20 protein-coding genes are annotated in these 24,184 nt (G+C 48.7%); 13 read left to right on the top strand and 7 right to left on the bottom strand.

Annotation, left to right across the window (positions count from 1 at the left end; all coding sequences use genetic code 11):
• Positions 1-14 precede the first annotated feature (14 nt).
• Positions 15-1,337, top strand: coding sequence for a hybrid sensor histidine kinase/response regulator (locus tag JMI88_RS09980; protein WP_201361682.1), 1,323 nt, complete (start codon positions 15-17; stop codon positions 1,335-1,337).
• A 33-nt stretch (positions 1,338-1,370) separates the two neighbouring features.
• On the opposite strand, the gene JMI88_RS09975 is transcribed toward JMI88_RS09980, so the two are convergent.
• Positions 1,371-1,784 (bottom strand): response regulator, encoded by a 414-nt coding sequence (locus JMI88_RS09975; RefSeq protein WP_201361681.1) that lies wholly within the window; start codon positions 1,782-1,784, stop codon positions 1,371-1,373.
• A 96-nt stretch (positions 1,785-1,880) separates the two neighbouring features.
• A complete protein-coding gene (locus JMI88_RS09970; RefSeq protein WP_201361680.1) occupies positions 1,881-2,486 on the bottom strand; it encodes a TetR/AcrR family transcriptional regulator in 606 nt (201 codons plus the stop codon).
• Positions 2,487-3,864: 1,378 nt separating this feature from the next.
• On the opposite strand from JMI88_RS09970, the gene JMI88_RS09965 reads away from it, so the two are divergent.
• Positions 3,865-5,109, top strand: coding sequence for a S53 family peptidase (locus JMI88_RS09965; protein WP_201361679.1), 1,245 nt, complete (start codon positions 3,865-3,867; stop codon positions 5,107-5,109).
• A gap of 143 nt (positions 5,110-5,252) precedes the next feature.
• Here the strand turns inward: JMI88_RS09965 and JMI88_RS09960 are convergent, their stop codons facing one another.
• A complete protein-coding gene (locus tag JMI88_RS09960; protein ID WP_201361678.1) occupies positions 5,253-6,458 on the bottom strand; it encodes a hypothetical protein in 1,206 nt (401 codons plus the stop codon).
• Between the two features lie 268 nt (positions 6,459-6,726).
• On the opposite strand from JMI88_RS09960, the gene JMI88_RS09955 reads away from it, so the two are divergent.
• Together JMI88_RS09955 and JMI88_RS09950 are read left to right on the top strand one after the other, a co-directional pair.
• Positions 6,727-7,482 (top strand): DUF72 domain-containing protein, encoded by a 756-nt coding sequence (locus JMI88_RS09955; protein WP_201361677.1) that lies wholly within the window; start codon positions 6,727-6,729, stop codon positions 7,480-7,482.
• 372 nt (positions 7,483-7,854) lie between these two features.
• Positions 7,855-10,167 (top strand): transglycosylase domain-containing protein, encoded by a 2,313-nt coding sequence (locus JMI88_RS09950; RefSeq protein WP_201361676.1) that lies wholly within the window; start codon positions 7,855-7,857, stop codon positions 10,165-10,167.
• A 256-nt stretch (positions 10,168-10,423) separates the two neighbouring features.
• Here JMI88_RS09950 and JMI88_RS09945 read toward each other — a convergent pair whose 3' ends face one another.
• Entirely contained in the window at positions 10,424-10,822 is a 399-nt protein-coding gene (locus JMI88_RS09945; RefSeq protein WP_201361675.1) for a response regulator, read from the bottom strand.
• Between the two features lie 619 nt (positions 10,823-11,441).
• On the opposite strand from JMI88_RS09945, the gene JMI88_RS09940 reads away from it, so the two are divergent.
• The 3 genes from JMI88_RS09940 to JMI88_RS09930 all read left to right on the top strand — a co-directional run bounded on the left by JMI88_RS09940 (position 11,442) and on the right by JMI88_RS09930 (position 15,235).
• On the top strand, positions 11,442-12,710 hold the full coding sequence (locus JMI88_RS09940; protein WP_201361674.1) for an MFS transporter: 1,269 nt from the start codon (positions 11,442-11,444) through the stop codon (positions 12,708-12,710).
• A gap of 155 nt (positions 12,711-12,865) precedes the next feature.
• Positions 12,866-14,758 carry a chloride channel protein gene (locus JMI88_RS09935; protein ID WP_201361673.1) on the top strand — a complete coding sequence of 631 codons (1,893 nt, stop codon included), beginning with the start codon at positions 12,866-12,868 and terminating at the stop codon, positions 14,756-14,758.
• Between the two features lie 18 nt (positions 14,759-14,776).
• Entirely contained in the window at positions 14,777-15,235 is a 459-nt protein-coding gene (locus JMI88_RS09930; protein ID WP_201361672.1) for a MarR family winged helix-turn-helix transcriptional regulator, read from the top strand.
• A gap of 56 nt (positions 15,236-15,291) precedes the next feature.
• Here the strand turns inward: JMI88_RS09930 and JMI88_RS09925 are convergent, their stop codons facing one another.
• Positions 15,292-16,248 (bottom strand): LLM class F420-dependent oxidoreductase, encoded by a 957-nt coding sequence (locus JMI88_RS09925; protein ID WP_201361671.1) that lies wholly within the window; start codon positions 16,246-16,248, stop codon positions 15,292-15,294.
• A gap of 421 nt (positions 16,249-16,669) precedes the next feature.
• Here JMI88_RS09925 and JMI88_RS09920 point away from each other — a divergent pair, with 421 nt between their 5' ends.
• From JMI88_RS09920 to cobU, 4 genes are all read left to right on the top strand, one after another.
• Entirely contained in the window at positions 16,670-17,854 is a 1,185-nt protein-coding gene (locus tag JMI88_RS09920) for an MFS transporter (RefSeq protein WP_201361670.1), read from the top strand.
• A gap of 106 nt (positions 17,855-17,960) precedes the next feature.
• Positions 17,961-18,704, top strand: coding sequence for a histidine phosphatase family protein (locus JMI88_RS09915; RefSeq protein ID WP_201361669.1), 744 nt, complete (start codon positions 17,961-17,963; stop codon positions 18,702-18,704).
• Positions 18,697-19,539 carry an adenosylcobinamide-GDP ribazoletransferase gene (gene cobS / locus JMI88_RS09910; protein WP_201361668.1) on the top strand — a complete coding sequence of 281 codons (843 nt, stop codon included), beginning with the start codon at positions 18,697-18,699 and terminating at the stop codon, positions 19,537-19,539. The genes JMI88_RS09915 and cobS overlap by 8 nt, the downstream gene beginning before the upstream one ends.
• Positions 19,540-19,556: 17 nt before the next feature.
• A complete protein-coding gene (gene cobU, locus JMI88_RS09905; RefSeq protein WP_201361667.1) occupies positions 19,557-20,171 on the top strand; it encodes a bifunctional adenosylcobinamide kinase/adenosylcobinamide-phosphate guanylyltransferase in 615 nt (204 codons plus the stop codon).
• 87 nt (positions 20,172-20,258) lie between these two features.
• On the opposite strand, the gene JMI88_RS09900 is transcribed toward cobU, so the two are convergent.
• Both JMI88_RS09900 and JMI88_RS09895 read right to left on the bottom strand, forming a co-directional pair.
• Positions 20,259-21,173 (bottom strand): cation diffusion facilitator family transporter, encoded by a 915-nt coding sequence (locus JMI88_RS09900; protein ID WP_201361666.1) that lies wholly within the window; start codon positions 21,171-21,173, stop codon positions 20,259-20,261.
• Between the two features lie 197 nt (positions 21,174-21,370).
• Positions 21,371-21,979, bottom strand: a complete 609-nt coding sequence (locus tag JMI88_RS09895; protein WP_201361665.1) for a TetR/AcrR family transcriptional regulator — start codon at positions 21,977-21,979, stop codon at positions 21,371-21,373.
• A 283-nt stretch (positions 21,980-22,262) separates the two neighbouring features.
• On the opposite strand from JMI88_RS09895, the gene JMI88_RS09890 reads away from it, so the two are divergent.
• Together JMI88_RS09890 and JMI88_RS09885 are read left to right on the top strand one after the other, a co-directional pair.
• Entirely contained in the window at positions 22,263-22,862 is a 600-nt protein-coding gene (locus tag JMI88_RS09890) for a class I SAM-dependent methyltransferase (protein WP_201361664.1), read from the top strand.
• 233 nt (positions 22,863-23,095) lie between these two features.
• Positions 23,096-24,124, top strand: a complete 1,029-nt coding sequence (locus tag JMI88_RS09885; protein WP_201361663.1) for a D-2-hydroxyacid dehydrogenase — start codon at positions 23,096-23,098, stop codon at positions 24,122-24,124.
• The last annotated feature ends 60 nt before the right edge of the window (positions 24,125-24,184 follow it).

The raw sequence follows: 24,184 nt of genomic DNA, 5'->3' as shown, positions 1-24,184 counted from the left end.
GAGGGAATACAGAAGTGGAACAACAGTATCAAGAAGAAAAACAGATAGCACGCCAGCGTCCGACCACTCCTTTAGTGCAGATGGAGCAATCTGAGAAGAAACGTATACCACGCATTCTTCTTGTCGACGACGATAGTGCAGCGTTGAGCGCCCTTTCTCGTACATTCCGTCTTCGTATGCGTGATATTGAAGTAGATACATCTGTTTCTGCTATTGAAGCGCTCTCGCTGCTAAAAGTCAAAGAGTATGATGCGGTCATAAGTGATATCAAGATGCCTGGTATGGATGGGATGCAACTACTGGCAAAACTGCATGAAAATATGCCAGAGATACCAGTCTTGCTTATCACCGGGCATGGTGAGCACGAACTGGCAATGCAAGCCTTACAAGAAGGAGCGTACGACTACACCCTTAAACCCATTGACCGAGATTTTTTTGTGGCATCCGTACGACGCGCACTCCAAACTCGTCAACTGTTGCGCCTTGTACAAGAGAAGCAGCAAGCTCTGGAGCAGTACGCGCATTCCCTGGAAAGCCAGGTAGAGCAACGTACCAGGGAACTGATATCGGTCAATGAGGCAAAAGATCGTATGCTGAGTATGGTTGCGCACGAACTTGCGACACCGCTTACCAGCTTAAAGGGATTGCTTCAGCTGGCCCATCGCCGACTAAATAATGGAGCTATTGATAAGGCCATTCGCGACATAGAGACAATGGAGATCTCCGCCAATCATCTGGGTGTGCTTATTCAGGATCTGCGCGATGCGATTCATATTCAGACCAGCCAGTTTGTGCTGCAACGTAGTCCTTACGACCTGGTCAAGTTGTGTCAGAATGTGCTTGATGAATTTATAGTTGATGGCATATCCACTCCTTGTGAGTCTCCTCAGTATGAGCCGCTTGAAGTTAATATAGATAGTAACCGTATCAGGCAGGCTCTTCTCAACTTACTCACTAATGCGCGCAAGTATTCGCCAAAGGGGACACCCATCACGGTCACGTTGCAACGACATGCAACGGAGGTAAGCCTCTCGGTGTCAGATCGCGGTTCAGGTATTTCCGTTGAACATCTTGCTCATATTTATGAGCAATTCTATCGTGTTCCCCATAGCAATGTCCAGGAAGGAGAATTTACTGGCCTGGGTTTGGGGCTCTATATTACACGCGCTATTGTGGAACAGCATGGGGGGCATATGGAGGTCCAAAGCCGCCCGGGCGAAGGCAGTACGTTTTCCATTATTCTACCTATATTCACTGATGATACAAAAGCTGCGCACGAGTCTACTGCTGAAGCCGCCCCACTGCGAATCACATGGGTAGTCAGGGTCATGATATAGCAATCATTGACGAAACTAACCACCCATGTCGGTTCATGTGGCTTCATCATCTTCGAAAGAATCTTCGATAGCATGTAATAAATCCTCTAAGTTAAATGGCTTCTTGACGCAGCTGATACCACCACGTTCCTGAAGGGCTTTTGTTGGAGGGGTAGCGCTCATAAAAAGAACGGGAATATGTTTGAATTCTTCTGTCGCATGGAGTTGGTCATACAACTCCAAACCATCCATAGATGGAAGCATATAATCAATTAGAAGAAGATGTGGTTTTATTATCCTGATGACTTTCAATGCCTGGAAACCATCAGGCGCAAGCATAACACGATATGGAGTTTCCTCTTCAATGGTTTCGATAAGTAGATATCCTATACGTTTATCATCCTCGACAACTAAGATTACTTTCTCCTGGCTGTCTGTTTCTTCTTGTTCATTGTCCTGGTGCTGCATCTCTTCTATTCTCGTAATTTGGTAAGGAACGAAACAATTTCTTATAGAGATACAGATTTGTGCCAAAGAAAGTTTCAAATCAGAATCGTGTGTAGATTAACTGGCAGCCCCCAGACCTTGCAGGATGAATTGTGCTGTGCGCGTGGCCTGTGCCATCAAGTTCTGTTGCGATTGGCCCAGAACCCGGGCAGACAAAATAAAGGATTCTGTGAGCGAGAGCACCATCAGCGCCGCCGTATCCACATCATCAACTTGAATTTCGCCACGTGCCCGGGCCTCTTCAAGCACCAGTGCTATGACGGCAACGTAATCACGCAGTAATTTCGTTGCCTCTGTTCTGAATGCTCGATTGACGCCATACAATGCGCTCATGTAGACGTTAAAAGAATCGCTCTCTTCTTCTGCCAGACGCACAAATGCCAGGAAGAGTTGCTCCAGACGCGTCTGAAGATCACCATGTTGAGCCAGAGCCCCGCGAATAACCGCTAATTGAGATTGCGCGATAAAACGCAGCATTGCCAGGAAAAGCTCACGCTTATTTTCAAAATAGAGGTAGATCGTACCTTTGCCAATGCCAGCTTTCTCAGCAATGAGATTGATATTCGCCTGATCAAAGCCGAGACGAGCAAACTCCTTGGCCGCCTCATGAATAATATGCTGGCGTGTGGCCTCACGCATTTGCTCATCTACGATTTTTGGCATCAGTTCCTCCCTGGTTATTGTTGTTGTTTACTCCTGCATTCTTTAATAGTATCACATTGATGGGCAAATAGTCAGTAAAAATGAGGGCCGAGTACACAGACATGTGTGGATGTTGGTATAGCTGCCAATGTAAAGGTGCATGGAAAAAATTTCCCCGACTGCAATTATTCGATAAAATGAAAAATAAATCTCTCCTGCAGCTCGAAATAGTCACTACTTTATATATTGTGATGTAGCATACTTTGCTCAGAAAGTCAAAGCGTTTTCTTCAATGGACATCAAAGGGCATATGACTCTTCAGAAAAATTATGGGTGGGCGATCATTCAATAAAAAGGGGTGATGGTGCAACGTCTGCTAGGGCCTTTCTACCTGAATTATTCTCCCCATTTATTGCACGCGCTGGCGAATCTACCGGTTGTGCGCAAATCCCTACCTTTCTAGGGGTGATTGACTTGATACTACGCCGCACAACGCCTTGAGCAGGCTGAAAACAAAGGCATAAAAGCAAGCCCTGGTTTTTATTGACTGATTGCCCATTTATGTTGTATGATAATTACATCGACCTGGGAGAATATAGGATTGAAGATCCTTCTATGGTGTTAAAGTTGTAGCATATAGGATTCTGCGGTTTTATCAGGTCGTTTTCTTTTTATGCCATGTTTAATGAATGGCTGCCCACTCATTAAACATGGCATAAATGTTTGCCTGATAATAATGAAATATATGGAGTATAATCGATGGTTCCAGAATCTGCCAGAGACGCCGGCTTAGTACGACGCTTATTTCGCTTTAGTCGTCTACATCGTAGCTTTGAAAGTCCTCGCTATCTTTTGAAGTGGTTAATATTAAGTTCGTTAATCGGAATTGTAGCTGGCATAGGGGCAATTGTGTTTTATAGCGCCATTCACTATGCCAATCATTGGTTTATTGAAGGAATCGTCGGATATGTACAACCCAGTCCGGCTGGTGAGGGACCGACAACCATAATGTCTTTCTGGAATTCGGCGCGTCCCTGTGAGATCCAGGACTGCAAAGATTCATTATTGCTTGTAAAACAAATTTCTATAGAGATAATCACTTTTCTCCCACTCCCATTACGAAGCAATTAGCCTATTTTGGCTACATTTTGCTTGTATCAGTATGTATCAATTTAATTCATGTTATGCTTTGCACAACAATAAGCAAGCAGAGATTATACTGTTTTCTTCAAGAAGAAGCTAGAAACAGTAGATAGCTTATTGTGAGGGCGATTACAATCAGCCGAAAGTGTTGAGTGCTTGATGGATCCGCCCTATCCTTTTAGTTCTCCTAGCCATACTGACTTGGGATGGTTATAAAGGCGACGAGGAGTAGTATTAGTATGTACAAGAGGTTAACATGTTTTATTTACGTCAGGACAACCGGTTGACGAGAAAAATTCCTCAAACCGCTTACAATGCCGTTAGCCATGACATGTGTTCAGTTCAGCAAGGGGGGAGCGGGCATATTTCCGCGCGAGTCTTGCTACTTGCGCTGATTACTGTTGTGTTACTGAGCTCTACTTTTCTCTACTCCAGACTAAGCAGTAGAATTACTACCGATCCTGGTTTTAAGCATATGGCGTTCCCGGGTGGACCAGGTGGTCCTGGTGGGCCAGGTGGACCAGGTAGACCAGGGGGAGTTGGCGCATCCACTTATCTAACGCCACAGGATCTCTGGAAGCAATATAATTTACCTGGTGTGAATGGTGGCGCTGGACAACTTGTGGCTGTCGTTATTGATGGCGGCGTCCCCTCTATTGAGTCTGATCTTGCTGCATACAGTCGGAGATTTGGCCTTCCGCAATGTACAGTTGCCAGCGGCTGCTTGACCATTAAATACCAGGGTGGTCACCCCATTGCCCCGGGTGGTGATGAGGCTGAAGGAACCCTGGACATTGAGACGATCCATGCTGTAGCGCCAAAGGCCAAATTGTTGCTGTACAATGTACAGCAGAGTGCCGCTGGCCTGGCCACAGGACCATCGGAGATTATCAAAACTCCAGGACTTAAAGCCATCAACATGAGCTATGGTTTTGGTAGAAATAATGTACAACAATATCAGGCGTTGTATGCTAATAATCCTAACCATGTTGCGCTCTTTGCTGCCAGTGGTGATAGTGGGCATGGACCAACTGCTTATCCTGCCAGCTATCCAGGCGTAATTGCTGTTGGTGGAACCGTGCTTAATGGAGGTGTCGAGACAGCCTGGAATGGTGCCGGCGGTGGACTAACGAGCTATCCGGAACCAGCCTACCAGAAAACCTTCGGTATTCCTCAGGCTAATGGTCAGCGTGGTGTACCTGATGTGGCAGCAGTCGCTGGAACGCACATGACCATTTATCTTCGAGGCCAATGGAACGGAATGGTTGGCACCAGCGTGGCCGCCCCAATCTGGAGTGGTATCGCAGCCCTGGTGAACAAACCTATCACACCTGATCTGCTTTATACCGTAGCGAAGCAGCACCCAGATGCCTTCCGCGATATTACCAGCGGTACTAATGGCAGCTGTGGCTTCCTTTGTACAGCTCACCCAGGCTATGATTACATCACTGGTCTGGGAACACCCCAAAACTTTGTCAAAGATGTCAATGCTATGCCATAAGGCATAAGCTGCGATAAAAAAGGTGCATAGCCCTGAGCTATGCACTTTTTTTATTGCCGTGTGCCGCGTCTTTTTGCGGACGGGCGCACCCGCACCACACACTAGATTATTTTGTGAGCCCCAATGTACGAAAACGCATGTGATTATGCTTCGGGGAATGGAAACTTGCGTGCCTTCAGGCGCTGTATCAGTGCAGGTCGACGCAAATGTGGCAAAAGCCAGCTATGGAAACGTTGCTGGAACTCGTCAGTTTGATTGAAGTATTGGGCGGCTTCGCGCAGTTCCTCCAATACTCTTGTAGCCTCGTCGTAGCCTGAGCTGTTTTTACGTAGCGCTGCCTGGTCTGCTTGAAACCAATGGTTGCTCTGATGCTCCTGAATTTTTTGTAAGCGTTGGTGGCGCGCCCGCTGTTCCTGCTCCCGTTTATTGCGCTCATATGTGGCCTTGATGTCTTTGCTTTCTGCAAGTAGGGTAGCGTAAGGGATCGCTGCAGTTGTTGTTGCGGTTGCTGTTGTGTTGGGTTGGCCTGCAGCACGCAACTCTTTCACCAGGCGCAGATGAAGACCGGGCTCATTGCGAGCCAGGCGCACCAGATAATCGCTCCGGCGCTCCTGCGGCAATAACTCAACCCATGCCACAAAATCGTCATCTGTTGTTTGTTTAGCCGAATCACTGCTATGCAGAGCGGCAGCCATGAGTAGCTCTGGTGGCACCTGCAATAAGTTTGCCAGTACCCGCTGTGCCGCTGTCAACGTTTTAAATGCAGGTGGCACTTCAGGCGTATCGCGCAGCTCCTCGTCCTTCTCCTTGCTATTCTCATCTTTATCCTCGTCCTCATCATCCTCCCAGTCTTCGGTATCCTCATCATCACCGTCGTAGTAATTGTAGAGTATATCCTGGCTGGCTAACCAGCCTATGTAGAGCGAACGTAGATCATCGTTCATGAGTTCTTCACGAATAGAAATCAGATCTGCCAGCTCATATTCCATCCATTCATCGGGAGCTTCCAACTCGCCGAAGCTGAATTCGAGGATATCGTAATCGGAATGCTGGGTGAATGTAACGTTCTCACCGCAATCGTAGTTGCGCAAGAGATTGTCCGGTAAGACTCCATGGGGAAAGCGTAATGCGAACTGGGGCGATCCCCAGTTCGCCCAATAGAGAAAACCATCAAAATATTTGTGTAGCACTTTGATAGGATCGTGTTTGAAATCTCCCCAGTTATATTCAATGAAGGCATGGGTCGAAGACGCCTCAATATGGCTGGAAAGGTTATCGACTTCATCCAACTGTGATCGCGTCAGCGGTCGATCAATGGTCATGAATTCGTAACGTTGATATTCGCTCATCCATGTAGCCCCTTTACTTATAGTCTAGCGGTTGCAATTCTTCTTTCTGGATTTCTGGGCCATTACTCTACCAAACCCAATAACTATTTATTCTGGAACGTTGTGCCAATAGTAGCATAGTGTCGTCATGAAGAAAATAGTCAGGGGCCATTGGTTGGTTAAGCGAAATTGTCTATGTCTGCGTATCTCTTGCGTATCTATAGTAGTAGGTGAATGGTTCGCCATGTTAGTTGCGTGATAGGCTACGATAGGAGCAAGCGAGGGGAATATGATCTGGATTGGTACTTCGGGTTGGGTATATCCACATTGGATGGAGCGTTTCTATCCCAAAAAGCTTCCTGAGCGCGAGCAGCTGGCCTATTATGCTCGATATTTTCCTACCGTAGAGTTCAATCGGAGCTTCTATCAGCTACCGACGCGCGAGCAATTTGCCAACTTATACCAGCAGACCCGCGAGCATCCAGGTTTCCGTTTTGCGGTCAAGGGAAGCCGTTACCTGACGCACATGAAGAAGCTACATGATCCTGCAGAAGGCATTAGTCGTCTCGTTACTGCCGCGGAAGGCTTGCAAGAGCGTCTGGGACCTTTTCTCTATCAACTGCCACCGCACTGGCATGTGAACCTGGAGCGGCTGGCGAACTTTGTGCAGCAGCTTCCGCGTACTCACCAGGCAGCATTTGAGTTTCGTGATCCGACCTGGCTGCAACCAGAACATTTTCCTCGACTGGCCCAGATCCTACAGGATGCTGGCTTTGCTCTGGTACTGAGTGTAGGTGGCCCTCTGCCTACGCCGCTGGACCTGCCTGCTATTGGCCCATTTACCTATGTCCGTTTCCACCATGGAGCCCACGGTATTGGACTAACAGAGGAGGAACTGACGTTCTGGGCTCAACGACTGAAGGATGAGGCAAATAAAGAGCGCGACGTCTATGCTTATTTTAATAATGATATCGATGCCTACGCTATTCACAATGCCTTGCGCTTACGTGAGCTGGTTGGCTCCCAGGCCGTACCACCGTCCTGATGTGTGTTGCAAGGATGGAAAGGAGGATCAGGTACAATCAAGTCCAGACTATCCATTTTACTCTTGACCAACGTGGCCGTAAAAAGTCCTATTGGTCCCGAATAAAAGTGGTATATGCGTAGATTACGATATTTGTCTGGTATACTTAGGGCTAGAGATTTTAAAAACCAGGGAACCTGGTGAACGCGCGAACAGGTACTTAACAGCTTTTATGTTTAATATTTTGATTTCCTACCAACCCAATTGTCGTGCGTTTGTTTCTCTACCTAAATTGCCTAGCAAATCTCAATATAATACCGAAACTTTTTTCGATGTGCCATAGTTTTTATTAGAATAAGAACTTATACTAAGCTAGAAAGACAGTGTTGTAATATGGCAACCGGAATGCGCACCGGGAACACACCGACGCCAGACGAAGAAGAAAAGAGCACTCTTCCAATGGTTCCGCAGACTGATGGGGCATCTTCCCCTCAGCGCCAACCTATGAAGCTCCCGGCCTATAGTCAGGCTGCCGTGGCCCAGCGTCTGGGTGAGGCACCTGAACCACCAACCCCAGGAGTAATGTATGAGGCTTCACATAAGCGTGTACATGAAGCTGGTTGGCATACCAAACGTTATTTCAAACGTAAATCGTTACGTGGTACCAATGCACAGGTAGAGACCAGGGCGCGCAATACGACGCGCACAATGATCTCGGTCATCGTAAGTGGTGTCTCTGTACTGCTGGTTGTCTTGCTTGTATTTGTTACCTACCTGAGTTTTGCCGATGCAGTCAACCAACAATATCACGGTAGTATACTGACCTTGCAAGACATTCTGCCTAAAGACAACTTAAAAGTATATGATGCACAGAACACCTTGATTTACCAGCGTGCCGATGAGGGTGTCCAGACAACGCTACCGCTAAACAAGATCTCGAAGAACCTGATCAATGCCGAAGTGGCCATTGAAGACCAAAATTTCTGGAAAAATAGCGGCTTTGATATTACTGGTATTATTCGAGCGGCTATTTCAGACCTGACTGCCCATGGCGTAGTGGCTGGTGGTAGTACGATTACGCAACAATTGGTGAAGAATACTATCGTTGGCAATAAAGATACAGCTCTCCGTAAATTGCAGGAAATTATTCTGGCTCCCGAAATAACACGGCACTATACTAAAGAGCAAATTATGGGAATGTATCTCAATACTATCTATTATGGCAATATGGTTTATGGCGCTGAGACGGCATCCACCAGATACTTTGGATTGCATGACACACCAGATCAGACGGCAGCTCAGCAGTTGGATATTGCTCAGGCTGCGACCCTGGCTGGTATCCCCAGTAATCCAGAGTTGCGTAATCCCATCGCGTATCCGCGCAATAGCTATAGCCGAACCCTGCAGGTGTTGCAGCAGATGTATGTACAAGGTTATATCACTGCGCAGCAAAAGGCTGACGCCATTAAAGAAATACAGCGACCAGACTTTATTAAACGTACTGGTCTGCCACCCGAGCAAGCTTCAACCTATGTCAACTATGTCATCAATGAATTAACCAGCGATCTGCATGTCAAAGCCTCGGACCTCTCGCGATCGGGACTGACTGTTAAGACGGCTCTGGATTTAAAGCTCCAAAATTATGCCCAGGCCAGTGCCAAACTGCATGTGCAGCAAATGACGGCCCACCATATCACCAATGCTGCAGTGGTCGTGATGGATCAGCATACAGGTGCTGTCAGCGCAATTGTGGGCAACATTGATCCCAGTGATCCCAAATATGGCTCCTTCAATGTGGCTACTCAGGGATATCGTCAGCCGGGCTCGTCTTTTAAGCCGTATGTCTATGCGACGGCCTTCGAGCAAGGTGTGGCCAGTCCTGGTACCAGGGTGCTGGATGCCCCGCTGACTATTCCAATGTGCTGTGGTTTGCCACCTTATCAGCCCCATAATTATAGTATGACCTATGGTGGCTGGATGCCGTATCGCATAGCATTGGACAACTCGTTGAACATACCCGCCGTCAAGATTGAGCAGGCTACAGGTATTGATGCCTCTTTAAAGACGGCCGAGAACATGATGAATATTACCGATGGCAGCCAGTCCAAGGCTCCCAATGTCTTCTATGGCACCCCCAACATCACAATGGTGCTGGGCGCTTTAAGTGTGCGCCTAATTGATAATACACAGGGATATGCGACCTTCGCTAATGGTGGCGTACGTGTCCCTTACCATGCGATCAACGAGGTGACTGATCAGAATGGCAAGATCGTATTCAAGCCCAAGACAACCGGTAAGCGCGTCCTGAGTTCGGCGGCCGCCTTTATGATGACCAACGTGCTATCCGATAATCCTTCTCGTAACATTGAGTTTGGACCATGTAGCTCGCTCTATCTGTACACCAGCAGTACCTCACAGTGCTATGCTGGCCATCCGGGCAAAGTCATTCCTGCTGCCGCTAAGACCGGTACCTCCAACTCTTTCGTCGATAACTGGACCATGGGGTATACCGCTCGCTATACAGTAGGTGTCTGGGCTGGTAATAACGATAACTCACAGATGATTAATGTGACCGGTGTAGATGGAGCAGGACCAATCTGGCATGATGTGCAGCTCTACCTCAATCAGAACAAATCCATCGTTAATTTCCCGGGACCGCCTTCTACTGTTGTCAAGCAGAATGGTGACTGGGTGTTAAAGCACTGAGGCACACATCACCCGCGCAATCGGTGGGGTTTGACCGTTTCTACCAAAAACGGTCTCCCGTAAGGGAGACACAGACAAGCCGGAAGAGAAACGGAGGCGTGCTTCCTCCCCATGCCTCTGCGGCAGGGGTCTCTGCACGATTGAAACTGATGAGCCGGTATAGCATTGAGATTTTCGTAAATCAGGCGGTGCTATGCCAGCTTTTTATGTTAGATGGTCACTTGTGCAAGCACTAAGGTTACTAAAAAATGCGGCCTTAGTCAGGGGTATCCAAAAAATCATGAATCGCCGAGAGAAGATCATCAATGTCAAAAGGCTTATTCAACGCGAACAGGTGGTGCGTTGTGACATCCTCCTCAGGTAAAGCTGCACTGATGATAATGGTGGGAACATGTTTGAACTCACGGCGTTGCTGTAGAAAGTCGTAGAGCTGAATTCCATTCATATGTGGCAGGTGATAATCGATGACCAGCAGATCTGGCAGCAAGTCTTCAAATACCTGTAGCGCCTGAGCTGGATCTGTGACTAAAAAAGCCAGGTGTTGTGTCTCTTCCACAATGATTTGTACCAGGCTGGAGCCAACGCTGCCATCGTCTTCAATCACTAGAATCGTTTTGTTGTCGTGGGGTTGTTTACTTGTATGATTGGGTGGCATAACAACTGAATCCTTTTGGTAATTTTATCTACAAAGAAACTCTCGTTTTTCTTACTACGCGGAAAAAGCCTCGAGAGCTTCACTGTAGATAGCTTTTAGTATCAATTGCATAGGATGTGTGCAGAATTGCCAGTCCTGCATCTTTATTTGAGAGTTTGTTGCTTGCTTGACAAAATATGGCAGAGTTGTTATGATCGGCATTATGAACAAATTGCTGTTAAACCGTGTGGCAACCATCACCTCTGTGCTGCGCATGGTCCATCACTACCTATATCCAACTCGTATCAGCAATGTTTTTGCCGCATAAGCAGCCTGGCGCTGAAATGCTTGTGCGGCGGATAGTAGCGCTGATCAAATGGCATGCTGGTTCTAGATAGGCATGCTTTATTTGGCGTGGAACTATTCTTCCCCTTCTCACGATTTTTCTTCCTTATAGTGGCTGCGTGCTGTTCTTTCCATCTGGATGGTACTGCCTGCTGTCGATAGAAGATACCAGAGACCAGAAGCGCCCTCTTCTCCGTTCGGCGTTCACGCCAGGCCCTCAATGTATTGCTACTGTTTTCTTCGCTACATAGCTGAACTCCATTTTTGAAAGGGCCTGCTTGAAATGAACAAACCTGTGATAGAGTCATCTGCGCTATCAGAATCGCTGACTCAACCCTTACCCTGGCGTCGCTGGTTGGTCGCCTTTTTCTGCTATAACGGCACGATGCGCTTGCTATTTACCAGCGCCATCTGGATGATTTATCTGGCCTCCCACGGCTATTCGCCATTTATGATTGGCCTGCTGGAGATGACCTTTCACCTGGCCAAATTTGTGGCTGAGGTACCAACCGGCATCTTCGCGGACCTCCTGGGGCGGCGCAAAAGTTTGATTGTCTATTGTTTGCTGGGTGCCATCGAGACATTGTTTTTCCTGATGCCCACCTTGCCATTTTTGTTTATCAGCTTTGCGCTCTCTGGCATCTCATATGCTTTCCTGGGAGGCGCCAACGAGGCTGTTTTATGGACCCTTACCGGCTATGCTGCTCCCGGTGATGTGCAACAGCAATCGGCGCGTTATAGCCGGTTGTTGAGCATGACATTGATGCTCAGTGTAGTCAGCGAGATGACCGGCACCACGCTGGGCGGCTACCTGGGCAATATGATGCAGACATTACCTTTTATCTGCCGTACCATTGTGTGTTTGCTGGCGATTATTCCCCTGTTGTTGCTGCCAAAGTCTGCCACTGAACCACAGCAAGCAACTGTGCATGAGCGTCCACACCCATTACTGCATCTCAAAGAAGGTGTGCGAGTGGTCTGGCACTCGCCACGCTTGCTTGGACTGATTTTAATTTCTGGCCTGGTCGAAAGTTGTGGCACCACCATCTACTTTTTTGTCCAGCTACAATTTCATAATCTGGGCTTTGCACTGAGCAGTATTGGCATTATTATGGCGATCAGTAGTCTGAGCCAATGCGCATTCACCGCGCTTGCACCCTATCTGATGCGGCGCCTAGCGGTGCGCTTACTGATCCCGACCTGTGTACTTTGCCAACTAGGTGGCATATTGCTCATGATTGCTCCCAACGCTATTGTCAGCTTGTTTGGCTTTCTCGTGCTTCTGCAAGCCTCAAGTGCGATTCTCTATCCTACCATCAGCACGCGCTTGAACGAAGATAGCCCGGAGGCACAGCGCGCCATGGTGCTATCGTTTGAAACCGGTATGTTTAGCCTGGCAATGATTGTACTCTTTCCACTCTTTGGATTGGGACTTACAAACTCCAGCTATAGTGCCGTCTACAGCTGGACGGCCGCAGCATTGCTAGGAGGTAGCATCGCGAGCTACTTACTGGTGCGCATTCGCACAGCCGTGCTGGTTCGCCGTTCTTCGCATAGCGATTGATACCACCCGTTGTTCTTTATAGAACAGAGCCAGCCGCAAATGCTTTGTATTTAGCAGCTGGCTTTTTTTTGACTTGCAATTATATCGTAATGCGATATAATTGATGCGAGAAATAACTAGCATACTTGGGAATCAACAATGGAAAGGCTTTGTCTATGGCATCAACTAGTTCTGGGCATCAGGCAGATTTATTAGAAGATTATAAAGTTTTGAGGCAACCGGGAGATTTTACGACCACCCCGCGCATGCTTTTTATTGCTGTACTGGCTATTGGTATTGGTATCTGTAGTACATTCATTGCTGTCATTTTATTGAAACTTATTGGTCTTTTTACCAATCTTTTCTTTTATCAGCGCTGGGCCACGAACCTGGTCTCACCGGTGGGAAATAAACTTGGCATTTTTGAAGTGCTGGTGCCAATTCTGGGAGGTTTAATCATCGGTTTAATGGCTCGTTATGGGTCTGAGCGTATCCGAGGACATGGTATTCCCGAAGCTATTGAGGCGATTTTGATTAATGGGAGTAAAGTAGAGCCCAAGGTGGCGATATTAAAGCCAATCTCCTCGGCGATCTCAATTGGGTCTGGCGGTCCATTTGGTGCTGAAGGTCCCATTATTATGACCGGTGGGGCGTTTGGCTCGATGGTCGCGCAATTTTTTCACCTGACCAGTGTTGAGCGTAAGACGTTGCTGGTTGCGGGCGCGGCTGCTGGTATGTCGGCAACGTTTGCTTCGCCGATTGCCGCTATCTTGCTGGCCGTAGAGTTGCTCTTGTTTGAATGGAAGCCCCGTAGCCTGGTGCCAGTGGCACTGGCTAGCGCCAGCGCCGCTATCCTGCGCCACTATATGCTTGGTGGTGGACCACTTTTTCCTGTTCCAGCACATAGCGCTTTTATTGGTTCAATAGGTTTTCTCGGATGTGTAGTGGCTGGTGTAGCGGCTGGTGGTATGTCGGCCCTGTTGACGTTACTGGTGTATGCCTTTGAGGACCTGTTTCACCGCCTGCCTATTCACTGGATGTGGTGGCCGATGATTGGTGGTTTAGTCATTGGTATCGGTGGTTTGATTTTTCCGCAGGCACTGGGTGTCGGTTATGATACAATTGGTACATTATTACGGGGCAACGTCTCGGCTCAGATTATACTGGGTGTATTGCTCGTTAAATCCATTATTTGGTGTGTCTCGCTGGGCTCTGGTACATCAGGTGGTGTGCTGGCTCCTTTGCTCATGATGGGTTGTGCGCTTGGGGGCATCGAAGCGATGTTTCTGCCCCATGAAGGGGCCGGCTTCTGGGCGTTAATCAGTATGGCCGCTATTCTGGGTGGCACCATGCGCTCACCTTTTACTGGTATTATCTTTGCATTGGAATTAACCCATGATGTCAATGCATTGTTGCCTTTAGCCATCGCGGTTACCATTGCCCATGGATTCACAGTATTGCTGATGAAACGCTCAATTCTAACCGAAAAGATTAGTCGCCGTGGTTATCATCTCAGCCGCGAGTACGCGATTGATCCCCTGGAATTGCTCTTTGCGCGTGAAGTGATGCGCACCGATGTAGTGGCTCTGTCTGACTCGCTGTCACCGACAGCGCTGCCGCAATTAGTACAGGATGAATTAGAGAAACACGAGCGCATACAACATCTCTATCCCGTCTTGAATGCAGAACAATTGCTGGTTGGAGTGGTAACGCGCCATGATTTGCAGCGTTTCATCCAGCAAGAGGATGCCTCGTCCGGGTCGATTGGTGAACTGATCCAGCAACAACCTGTAGTGGCCTATTCTAATGAGCCATTGCGTCATGTGATCAATCGGATGGCGGCCAGTGGTTTTACCCGTTTACCAGTTGTTGAGAGTGAAGCTTCACCAAAATTACTGGGCATGATCTCGCTTAGCGCGCTCCTCAAGGCACGCTCACACAATCTGGAAGAGGAACGCCGACGCGAGCGTCCATTGCATCTTCGTCTGCTCTTACCTAGACGTGGGCAGCCGAGCACGGCTGAAGTTGTAGAAGAGGAGACGGTGCCTGGCGAGCAAGTACATCAGTAAGAATGGAGTCTGTTTGTTATGTTTGATGAAGAGTTATCTGATAATGATTATTCCGCATTGAGCGAGTTTCGCTATGCTATCCGCCGCTTTATCCATTTCAGTGAAGAGGCGGCCCGGGCAGCGGGTCTAGAGCCACAGCAGCACCAACTGCTGCTGGCTGTCAAAGGACTCTCACTGCGCGGTTCGCCCACCATCCGCGATATCGCGGAGCGGCTACAACTGCGGCACCATAGTACGGTTGAGCTACTCGATCGTATGGCCGAGCATGGTTTGATTGAGCGCACCCGGGATACTGCTGACCAGCGCCGTGTGCTTATCACCCTGACCTCGGCCGGGGAAGATATACTCAAAAAATTATCACTACTTCATCGAACCGAATTGCGCTCTTCAGGGCCTGCCCTGGTAGAGGCCCTGAACGCCCTGATTGGTGAGTCAGATCGCACACTGGCAGAAAAGCCTATCTCTAAGCCTAGCTAATGCAAGTAGCGGCCTCCAGGTTTATAACATAGAGGCCGCTACTTCTAATTTGTGGGTTATTTGCCGATACAGGCTTTGGCGAACATGCGCAGGGACTGCAACTGGGCCGAGTCTTGCAGGAAAATAATCAGTTCCTGGGCTCCTGCCTGTTCGATTTCCTGGACACGTTTGTAGATTGCATCCGGAGTACCAACCAGAGCCTGCTGGCGGATGCGATCCAGCGGAACGTTGCGCTGATAGGGAGCGCTTTTGGCCAGGGCTTCTTGGTCGGTTTCGGCAATCGCACAGTTGAATAGCACTGTCCTCCAGATAGAGTTATAGTCGCGACCAACATTGTCGCAGTGCTCTTTGATGATGGAGAACTTGCGGGCCAGCCCTTCGTTGTCCAGATGCTGGATATTGCAGGCATCAGCATATTGTGCCACCAGTTTCAAGGTAACTTTTTCACCAGCTCCACCGATCAGCAGGGGAATATGTGGTTTCTGCACCCCTTTAGGCTGATTGATGGCACCATTGACATGCAGATATTTGCCCTCGACCACGGCCTCCTCCTCTGTCCACATCGCCCGAATAATGCGCAAGGCATCACGCAACTGGCGCAGGCGTGTGGGTCCATCTGGAAAGTCATAGCCATAGGCATTATATTCGTGTTCGTACCAACCGGCACCGATGCCAAAGTTCAAGCGTCCATGGCTGAGCACATCCACCGTACTGGCCATTTTGGCGAGCAGCGCAGGATTGCGGTAGCTGTTACAGGTAACCATCTGGCCGATGCGCACCCGTTTGGTATCGCGAGATAGCGCCGCTGTGCTGGTCCAACATTCAAACGTTGGCTCCTGGGTTGGCTGGGGAACTGTGTGGAAGTGGTCAAAAAGCCAGATCGAATCAAAACCAAGATTCTCAGCTTCCTGAGCCACACGCGTCATCGTCTCATAACCTTCAACAGGATCTGTAATGCCTACTAGATCCATGCGCCATCCCTGCGGAACAATTACACCAAATTTTAACGCCATCAGGTATAGGTCCTTTCTTACTACACGGATAGAAAACGATTACCTTCCTCTTATTTAGCGTTTATGGAAGGCCCCAATGTCAAGTATGAGAGTGAAATAATTTCTCACTATGATTCAGGTTTATGCGTTACAGGCTAGATTATACCGATGGGGATGTCGCTATTATAGTCTGCGATGCGCCAGCGCATGCGCACTGAGCCATTTTTATGCGTTGTTGCAGCTATTCGCGCAAAGCGCGAATAGCTGCAACAACGCATAAAAGATCATTTGAGCGCTGTAAGCGCGTAGCGTCAGGAGCCGAAGGCGCGAACCGTATGGTTTTCAGATGCTTTCTAAAATAGTTAAGCGAGCAGAGAGAATAGTGTATACTAAATTGCGTATTTGCATGATGTCTCATAATGTTATAGCAAGGATGGATAATGTGAAACGATCATATCTACAAATGATATTATCTTTTTTTGGTTTTGCATTGATTGGTTTATATAGTGGAGCCTTCGGTGTATTGCTACCCGACATGAGCAGTTATTATGGAGTAGATAAATCTGTCATCGGTCTTATTTTTGTTACCTCTTCTATTGGCTATTTTATTTCTGCCCTGTTTAGCAGTATCGTATTAGAGCGCCTGGGCATGCGCCTCTTCCTGGTGATTGGCGCTATTACATTTCTATTGGGTGCCTTAACGCTTGGCATCAAACCTGCTTTTAGCATTGTTCTGGTGACACGGCTTTTTATGGGCCTGGGGGTAGCAATGATTGAGATGGGGCTGAATGCCCATGTAGTAGCTCAATCGCGCCATTCTTCCCAGCTTAATACTTTGCATGCTTTCTATGGTGCTGGCGCATTATTTGGTCCGCTTGTGGCAGCTTTCCTGCTCACAACAATCTGGGGTTGGAGTAGCGTCTTTTTCTTATGGACGCTACTCAGTATCCCGTTCTTGCTGGGAGTTGCACTGACCTTTCGTGCAGAGCCGCCTCGCGTAGCCAGTGTTGAAGTAGAAAACAAAAAGACTGGTAACACCTGGATTGCGGCATTGAAATTACCGATTGTCTGGCTTCTATGTCTTTTTTTGTTACTCTATGTTGGTGTTGAGGTAAGTGTTGGCAACTGGACTTATAGTTTTCTTGTTGAGGGACGACATCAACCAATTACTCTATCTAGCTGGATTGTCAGTGGCTACTGGTTGGGAATGACATTGGGGCGTTTTACGTTGAGTCAGCTTGCTCAACGTCTGCGCATAAGCGATGTGTGTTTGTTGTATATTTGTATAATTGTAGTAGCTCTGTGTGCGATCTCGATCTGGTGGCTGCCTTTTGATAGCGTCGCAGCTATCGGCTTTTGCATCATTGGCTATTGCCTGGGACCTATCTATCCGACGACGGTAGCTCTTACTCCCAATCTCGTTCCTGGTCGCATTGTTACCAGTGCTATTGGTTTTCTGGTGAGTATCAGCATTTTTGGTACTTCCGTCTTTCCCGGTATCGCGGGTATTCTGGCCCAGTATCTTGGTATCTGGTCTCTTCTCCCCTATAACCTTGCCCTGACCCTTTTGATGCTGCTATGCTGGTGGATACTATTTCGAGTACCCATTATCAGGACAAATGCATAAATTGTCTGCGTATTGAGTGATAAGTGATATTTAAAGGTTACATATGGGGTTAGCTATTTGGGTGACATATAATGAAGAAAGATAGATTTAAAGAGGATAAAATTTGATGGCAGATAATCCATCGATGACATCGGTAGTGCATAAAGGAGAGCGTGGGGAGCCTTATGTGCGTCGGCTCTGGTTGGTGCGTCATGGGGTAACGGACTGGAGTAGTCAGGGGCGCTTCTGTGGACATTGCGATGTGTCGTTGTCACCCATTGGTAAGTTACAGGCACGTTGGGTAGGAGTCCAGTTGCGCTCGCGACCGCTGGTAGCTCTGTATGCCAGCGACCTGCAACGTACTACCCAGACCGCAACGATACTGGCGCAACAATTATCGGCTCCGCTGGCGGTCCAGACTTCTGCTGCCTGGCGCGAGCTTTCCTTTGGCGCATGGGAAGGGCTTACCTATAGGGAGGTTGCCGAGCGTTATCCGAGTCAGCTGGGCTTTTTCACGCATCCATCGCAGTTTTCACCCCCAGGAGGTGAGACCTTTGACGCGTTGCTGCAGCGTGTACAGGGAGCGTTTGCGCAGCTGGTTCAGGTTTCTCTGGACCTACCAGCGGGAGATCTGGTGTTGGTGAGCCATGCGGGTGTGCTGCGCGTGCTGCTCTGTTCGTTATTGGGCCTATCTTTTGAGCGCCAATGGCAGCTGCGTTTAGACCATGGCTCGATCAGCGCTATTGATTTTGTGGCCGGTGGCGAAGATGTGGGCACGACCACAACACTGGTCTTGCTCAATCAGCACGAGATGGGACTTCGTATAGACAAAGAAGAACAGTCTGCCGAGGAGGCGATGCAAGATGCCTGAAACACAACCATTTCCACCACCTCCAACGATCGAACCTGGAGAGCCAGTACACCACAACTGGTTACCGGAGCAATATAAAGAGCTGGTGGCCGCGATCCGTTTTCTGTCGATCCTGCCAGTTCCGGGTAGCACCCAGCTATTTCGCACTGATAGTAAAGCTGATGCCAGGTTGTTCCTGGGCAGCGCTTATTTTCCGCTGGTTGGCCTGCTACTGGCGGTCCTGCCAGCACTGCTGGTCTGGATTTTTGGTAATCTGCTCTCTTCGCTGGTGCTGGCCGCGCTCCTGGTTGTGTTGCTGATTGTGCTGAGCGGCGGCCTGCATCTGGATGGTTTAATGGATACCTGCGATGGTTTATTTGGTGGGCGTAGTCGCGAGCATAAGCTAGAGATTATGCGCGATAGCCGGCTTGGCAGTTTTGGTATTCTGGGCGGCAGCAGTATTCTCCTGCTCAAATTCGCGCTGCTGGCGAGCCTGGATCAGCAAGTATTGCTCTGGGCGCTCCTGACCATTATCCCTATCTCCCGCTGGACTATGGTGCTGGCAATGTATATTTTTCCACCGGCTCGCGCGACGGGGCTGGGAGCGGCCTTTCGTCAGACAGTGACGCGAACTCGCCTGATCAGTGCCGCAGTATTGACCTTATTGATTGCCGGGCTGGCTGGCTATATGGTTGGGCTGGTCCTGTGCCTGTGCGCTACACTGTTGACCTGGCTGGTGGGCAAATGGATTACTGCCCAGTTAGGTGGTTTGACCGGTGATAGCTATGGCACGCTGGCCGAACTGATGGAAGTTGTGTTACTCCTGCTATGGACGCTGCTGCGTTTCTGGCTATAAATGGATGAGAGATGAGTATGACCGATAGAAATGATGCGCATAGTGTTCCGCGCCTGGTGCTACTGCTGGGTGGGGCGCGCAGTGGTAAAAGTACTTTTGCTGAGCGCCTGGCCACGCAGAGTGGGCGTAGCGTGGCCTTTATTGCTACTGCGATGGCGACGGATGAAGATATGCGTGACCGTATCGCCCGTCACCAGTCTGCACGCCCCGATCACTGGCAAACCATCGAAGAACCTCTCCACCTGGCGGATGCGCTGCGACAGGCGGCAGCTGTTGCTGATGTCGTGATTCTGGATTGTCTGACGGTCTGGCTCTCCAACTGGCTCTTCTCACAAGGCGATGCTGAGCAATTAGAGAGAGATACTATCAGCGCGCAGCACTATGCCGGAGCCCTGCAGGAGATCGATGCTCTATTGCAGGGGATTTCAGAATTGGAGCCGGGCAAGACCCTGATCGTTGTGACTAACGAAGTCGGCCTGGGGATCGTGCCAGCTTATGCCCTGGGACGAGTTTACCGAGACGTGTTGGGACTGGTCAACCAGCGCGTGGCTGCTGCCGCCACGCGCGTCTATCTGATGATTGCCGGGCTGGGGGTAGACATCAAGCGCCTGCACGAAACGGCAACACTTTAGCAGCTGGCCTGAGTATTAACATTCGATGTCTGCACGAACTGGTGATGATTAACATGTAGAAGCGACTATTACTGCATCTGCAATGCTTCAATTCTCAGCCGTATTCCGATCCAGTTCCAGATCCTGGAATGTTACAGGATCTTCTTTGGGCTCAAGGTGCGTGAACACGGTACTATCCGTCAAAGCTTTACGAATGGCCATTTCAATTTCCTCACAGATGGTATGCCCTTTTTGCACCGTCCATTCACCCGGCACAATTACATGAAAAGACACGAAGCGCCTTTGTCCGGCTATCCTACTGCGCATCGCATGAAAATCAATACCCTGCTGACGATATGGCTCTAGAATGCCATTGATTATATTAATATCTTCTCTTGGTAGTGCAGTATCGAGTAATCCCAATCCTGTCTGACGCAGCAGCTTTGTGCCTGTCCAGATAATGTTTATGACCACCAGCAGCGCTACAATCGGATCAAGGATATACCAATGTGTGATTGCCACCATTAGCACGCCCACCAGCACACCGACGGTAGTCGTCACATCTGCAAATAAATGGTGGGCATCAGCTTCTAGCGTAATTGAGCGCTGCTTTTTGCCCGCCTGCAACATAAACCAGGCCAGCGCACCGTTAATGATTGCACCGAAGACTGAGAAGGCCAGACCAACGAAGGGTTGATCGATGGGCTCAGGATGGAAGAGACGCGGAACCGACTCGACAGCAATAACCAGGGCCGCAACAAGGATTAATGCACCCTCGACTCCGCTGGAGAAATATTCGGACTTCGTATGCCCATATGTGTGATCCTCATCAGCAGGGCGCGCGGCCAGCGTCAAGGCCCAGAGGCCAACCAGAGCGGCAACCAGGTTCACCACAGACTCAGCTGCATCTGAAAATAAGCCCACTGATCCTGTCAGAAAATACCCTATAAACTTAACTGCCATTGTTGCCAGCGCGGCAGCTATTGATAAGAACATGTACAAACGGAGCGAAGTATGCTTCATATAATTCTTTCGTCTTAAGAAAGCTTCGGTATAGCTTTCTTTGCTGATCTTTAAACGTATGGCTATCTTAATGTAGTACGAATAATTGATCAAAAGGGAACAACTTTTCTTGCTGATGGGATAGAGTAAAGTTGTTGTTAGCAAGGACAAAGTGACTTCTCAGGTGTTACTGATTGTCAGCGTCGCATCGTTGAAAATCATCTGCTTGTTCTCTTCCCAATCTCTTCGTCCTTGCTCTTTACTGGTACCCACCTGTCAGGCAGGGCAAGTTGCTGAAAAAAATCGTTCATCTGTTCCGGAGAATACGGCATGTCGGTGCTAAGCCACCATTTTAACAGGGTCAGCAAGGTTGCAGCCAAATAGTGTGCTACAATTGGCACAGGGACGGCATAGGACCATTTTGAGCTTGTCTGCTCCATTATAGATTGCTCAATTATCTGGCTTATGCTTCTTTCTACAACTTTCCAGAGGGTTTCTCCTGAGCGGCTACGTACCAATGCTTGAAGTTGCTGGGCGTTTTGCTGAACATGCTGAATCAACTCCATACTCGGCACTATTTCTTGCCTCCCGCCCCTGCGCAACAACTGCTGATGCAGCTGTTCAAAGAGCTGTTTGAGCAATGCAGCCTGGACATCTTCTTTATCAAAATAATGAGCATAAAAAGTTGAGCTACCAACATTCGCGCGCTCCACAATGTCTCGCACAGTGATATCTTCATAGCGCTTCTCTTGCAACAGTTCTGCTAGCGCTTTCGTAACCAGTTGACGTGTCCGCTGGGAGCGACGATCCTGCTTCTCTTGTCTCAATCAATTCATCCCCTTTTGCCGGATATTTTTGGCTATTTGTACATTAGTGAGTTTTTTCTTCTCATTGCTTCTAGTCAGTAGCTGGCTATTCCCTTTTAATAGAGGAAGAGATATTCTCCATTATCGGAGAATCTCCATTACAGGATAATCTGTTTTTCTGAAAGGAGCAAGTGCTATGTCCTTACATGGGAACCGAAGGGCTAGAACCTCGCACGCAGAATCGCCTGGGATCGTAATTTCTTTCTCCGCCTGGTGGTACGACATGATTGTAAGGTGGTTTGTTATGCAGGGAAGAGAATCTACATTCCGCCACATGATCGCTAATCTGGCACAGTTGCAATCCGGTGAGACTGTATTGGATGTGGGTTGCGGAACTGGAACTCTAGCGCTGATCGCCAAAGAGTATGTTGGGGAAACTGGTTGTATCGCGGGCATTGATCCGTCAAAGTCGTTGCTTGCCGGAGCTTGCCACAAAGCTACACGTGCTGGTCTCTCCATCAATTTTCAGCAAGGGGGAATCGAGCAGATTCCTTTTCCCGATCAGACATTCGATGTAGTGCTCTCTACATTTATGATGCACCATGTCCCCGATGACATCAAACACCAGGGAGTTACTGAAATTGCTCGTGTCCTCAAAACAGGAGGACGCCTGTTAGTTGTTGATTTTCAAAGCTCAGAGGAACATCAGGGTTGTTCTCTTCCATTTGATACAGAGATGGGGATTCAAAACTTCCCCGCATTCCTGCAATCTGAGGGTTTTGAGCACCTGACAACAGGAAATATCCCCTTTCGCATTAGAAGTCTTTCTGCAGGCCACAAACACTATGGTTTTGTTAGTGCCAGAAAAGGTGAGGATCGCACGAGAGAGAGCTATCCTGGGTAAGCAAAGTCTATCAGACACCTCGCAGGTGTCTGGATTGACAATTCGCAAAGATTCTCATACTTGTAAGTGCAGATAGGCAGAGGCTGGCGGCAATTATGCCCGCCAGCTCATTGGCACCTTTGGGAACGTTCATGAAGGCCTTGTTGAATTACTGAATAGGAAAGTGTTTCTAATCTCCTGCATGGGGTTCGGGCGTGATAATATAGAAGAAAACACGTATGGAGGATTTTGCTGTGAGGCACATAAATAATTCCCGGCGCACTATATTGATCACCGCGCATCTAGAGGATAGCTGGAATGCTCGTATACAGGAAATGGCGCCCGATTTCTCTGTTGAGTTGCGGCCCTGGGCTAAGGTAGAAGATATCTCTGATGAGTTATGGAAAGAAGTGGAGATCCTTTTTACTCTGGGAGCTTTCCCCACGCCCGAGCAGGCTCCGAACTTGCGCTGGGTCCAACTCTATTCCGCTGGAGCCAATCAGGCCTTCAATGGCCCATTGGCAAAATCCGATGCCATCATCACTACGGCCAGTGGCGTACATGCGGTCAATATTGCTGAATATGTATTGACTACGATGCTGTCCTGGTTCCATCGCTATCAGCAGTTTGATACATGGAAGCAAAAAGGACAATGGCCGGATGAGCAGGAGCGCAATCTGTTTATGCCCGAAGAGTTACGTGGTAAAACGCTCAATGTCGTTGGATATGGCAGTATTGGTCGTGAAGTTGCCCGGCTGGCCAAAGTTTTTGGCATGCGTATCATCGCAATGGAGCAGCGATCGGACCATCGTGATCATGGTTTCCTCTTTCCGGATATTGGTGATCCAGATGGTATCCTGCCTGACCATTATTATACGAAAGATCACTTTTACCAGGCTCTGTCCGACAGCGACGTTGTCGTAGCGGCTGTGCCGCTGACTCTTGCTACCAGGGGTATGTTTGATGCTGCGGCGTTTCGGGCCATGAAGGATAGCACTTTATTTGTAAACATTGCTCGCGGTGATGTGTGTAATGAAGCTGACCTGATTGATGCCTTGAAAGGAAAAGAGATTGCCGGAGCCGCCCTGGATGTCTTTGCGGAAGAGCCGCTCCCTTCAAGCAGTCCCTTGTTTGGCATTCCCAATGTGATCATGAGCCCTCACATCTCTGGCATGACGCCTCATTACGATGAGCGCGTGGCCATGATTTTTACCGAAAATCTACGCCGCTACCTCAAAGGAGAGACGCTCTATAATGTGGTCGATAAGGAACGCGGCTATTAGGTAAGCAACGCGTTTATTGACATAAATGGATAAAGCTCGGTATACTAGCTGAGGAAATAA

This window comes from Dictyobacter formicarum, from assembly GCF_016587435.1.
This window is presented reverse-complemented; position numbering and strand designations above follow the sequence as displayed.

What these genes read in the sequence shown, in the direction of transcription:
- JMI88_RS09975 (WP_201361681.1), bottom strand. Translation starts at nt 1,784, where the DNA reads ATGCAGCACCAGGACAATGAACAAGAAGAAACAGACAGCCAGGAGAAA.
- JMI88_RS09970 (WP_201361680.1), bottom strand. Translation starts at nt 2,486, where the DNA reads ATGCCAAAAATCGTAGATGAGCAAATGCGTGAGGCCACACGCCAGCAT.
- JMI88_RS09965 (WP_201361679.1), top strand. Translation starts at nt 3,865, where the DNA reads ATGTTTTATTTACGTCAGGACAACCGGTTGACGAGAAAAATTCCTCAA.
- JMI88_RS09960 (WP_201361678.1), bottom strand. Translation starts at nt 6,458, where the DNA reads ATGAGCGAATATCAACGTTACGAATTCATGACCATTGATCGACCGCTG.
- JMI88_RS09955 (WP_201361677.1), top strand. Translation starts at nt 6,727, where the DNA reads ATGATCTGGATTGGTACTTCGGGTTGGGTATATCCACATTGGATGGAG.
- JMI88_RS09950 (WP_201361676.1), top strand. Translation starts at nt 7,855, where the DNA reads ATGGCAACCGGAATGCGCACCGGGAACACACCGACGCCAGACGAAGAA.
- JMI88_RS09945 (WP_201361675.1), bottom strand. Translation starts at nt 10,822, where the DNA reads ATGCCACCCAATCATACAAGTAAACAACCCCACGACAACAAAACGATT.
- JMI88_RS09935 (WP_201361673.1), top strand. Translation starts at nt 12,866, where the DNA reads ATGGCATCAACTAGTTCTGGGCATCAGGCAGATTTATTAGAAGATTAT.
- JMI88_RS09930 (WP_201361672.1), top strand. Translation starts at nt 14,777, where the DNA reads ATGTTTGATGAAGAGTTATCTGATAATGATTATTCCGCATTGAGCGAG.
- JMI88_RS09925 (WP_201361671.1), bottom strand. Translation starts at nt 16,248, where the DNA reads ATGGCGTTAAAATTTGGTGTAATTGTTCCGCAGGGATGGCGCATGGAT.
- JMI88_RS09915 (WP_201361669.1), top strand. Translation starts at nt 17,961, where the DNA reads ATGGCAGATAATCCATCGATGACATCGGTAGTGCATAAAGGAGAGCGT.
- cobS (WP_201361668.1), top strand. Translation starts at nt 18,697, where the DNA reads ATGCCTGAAACACAACCATTTCCACCACCTCCAACGATCGAACCTGGA.
- cobU (WP_201361667.1), top strand. Translation starts at nt 19,557, where the DNA reads ATGACCGATAGAAATGATGCGCATAGTGTTCCGCGCCTGGTGCTACTG.
- JMI88_RS09900 (WP_201361666.1), bottom strand. Translation starts at nt 21,173, where the DNA reads ATGAAGCATACTTCGCTCCGTTTGTACATGTTCTTATCAATAGCTGCC.
- JMI88_RS09890 (WP_201361664.1), top strand. Translation starts at nt 22,263, where the DNA reads ATGCAGGGAAGAGAATCTACATTCCGCCACATGATCGCTAATCTGGCA.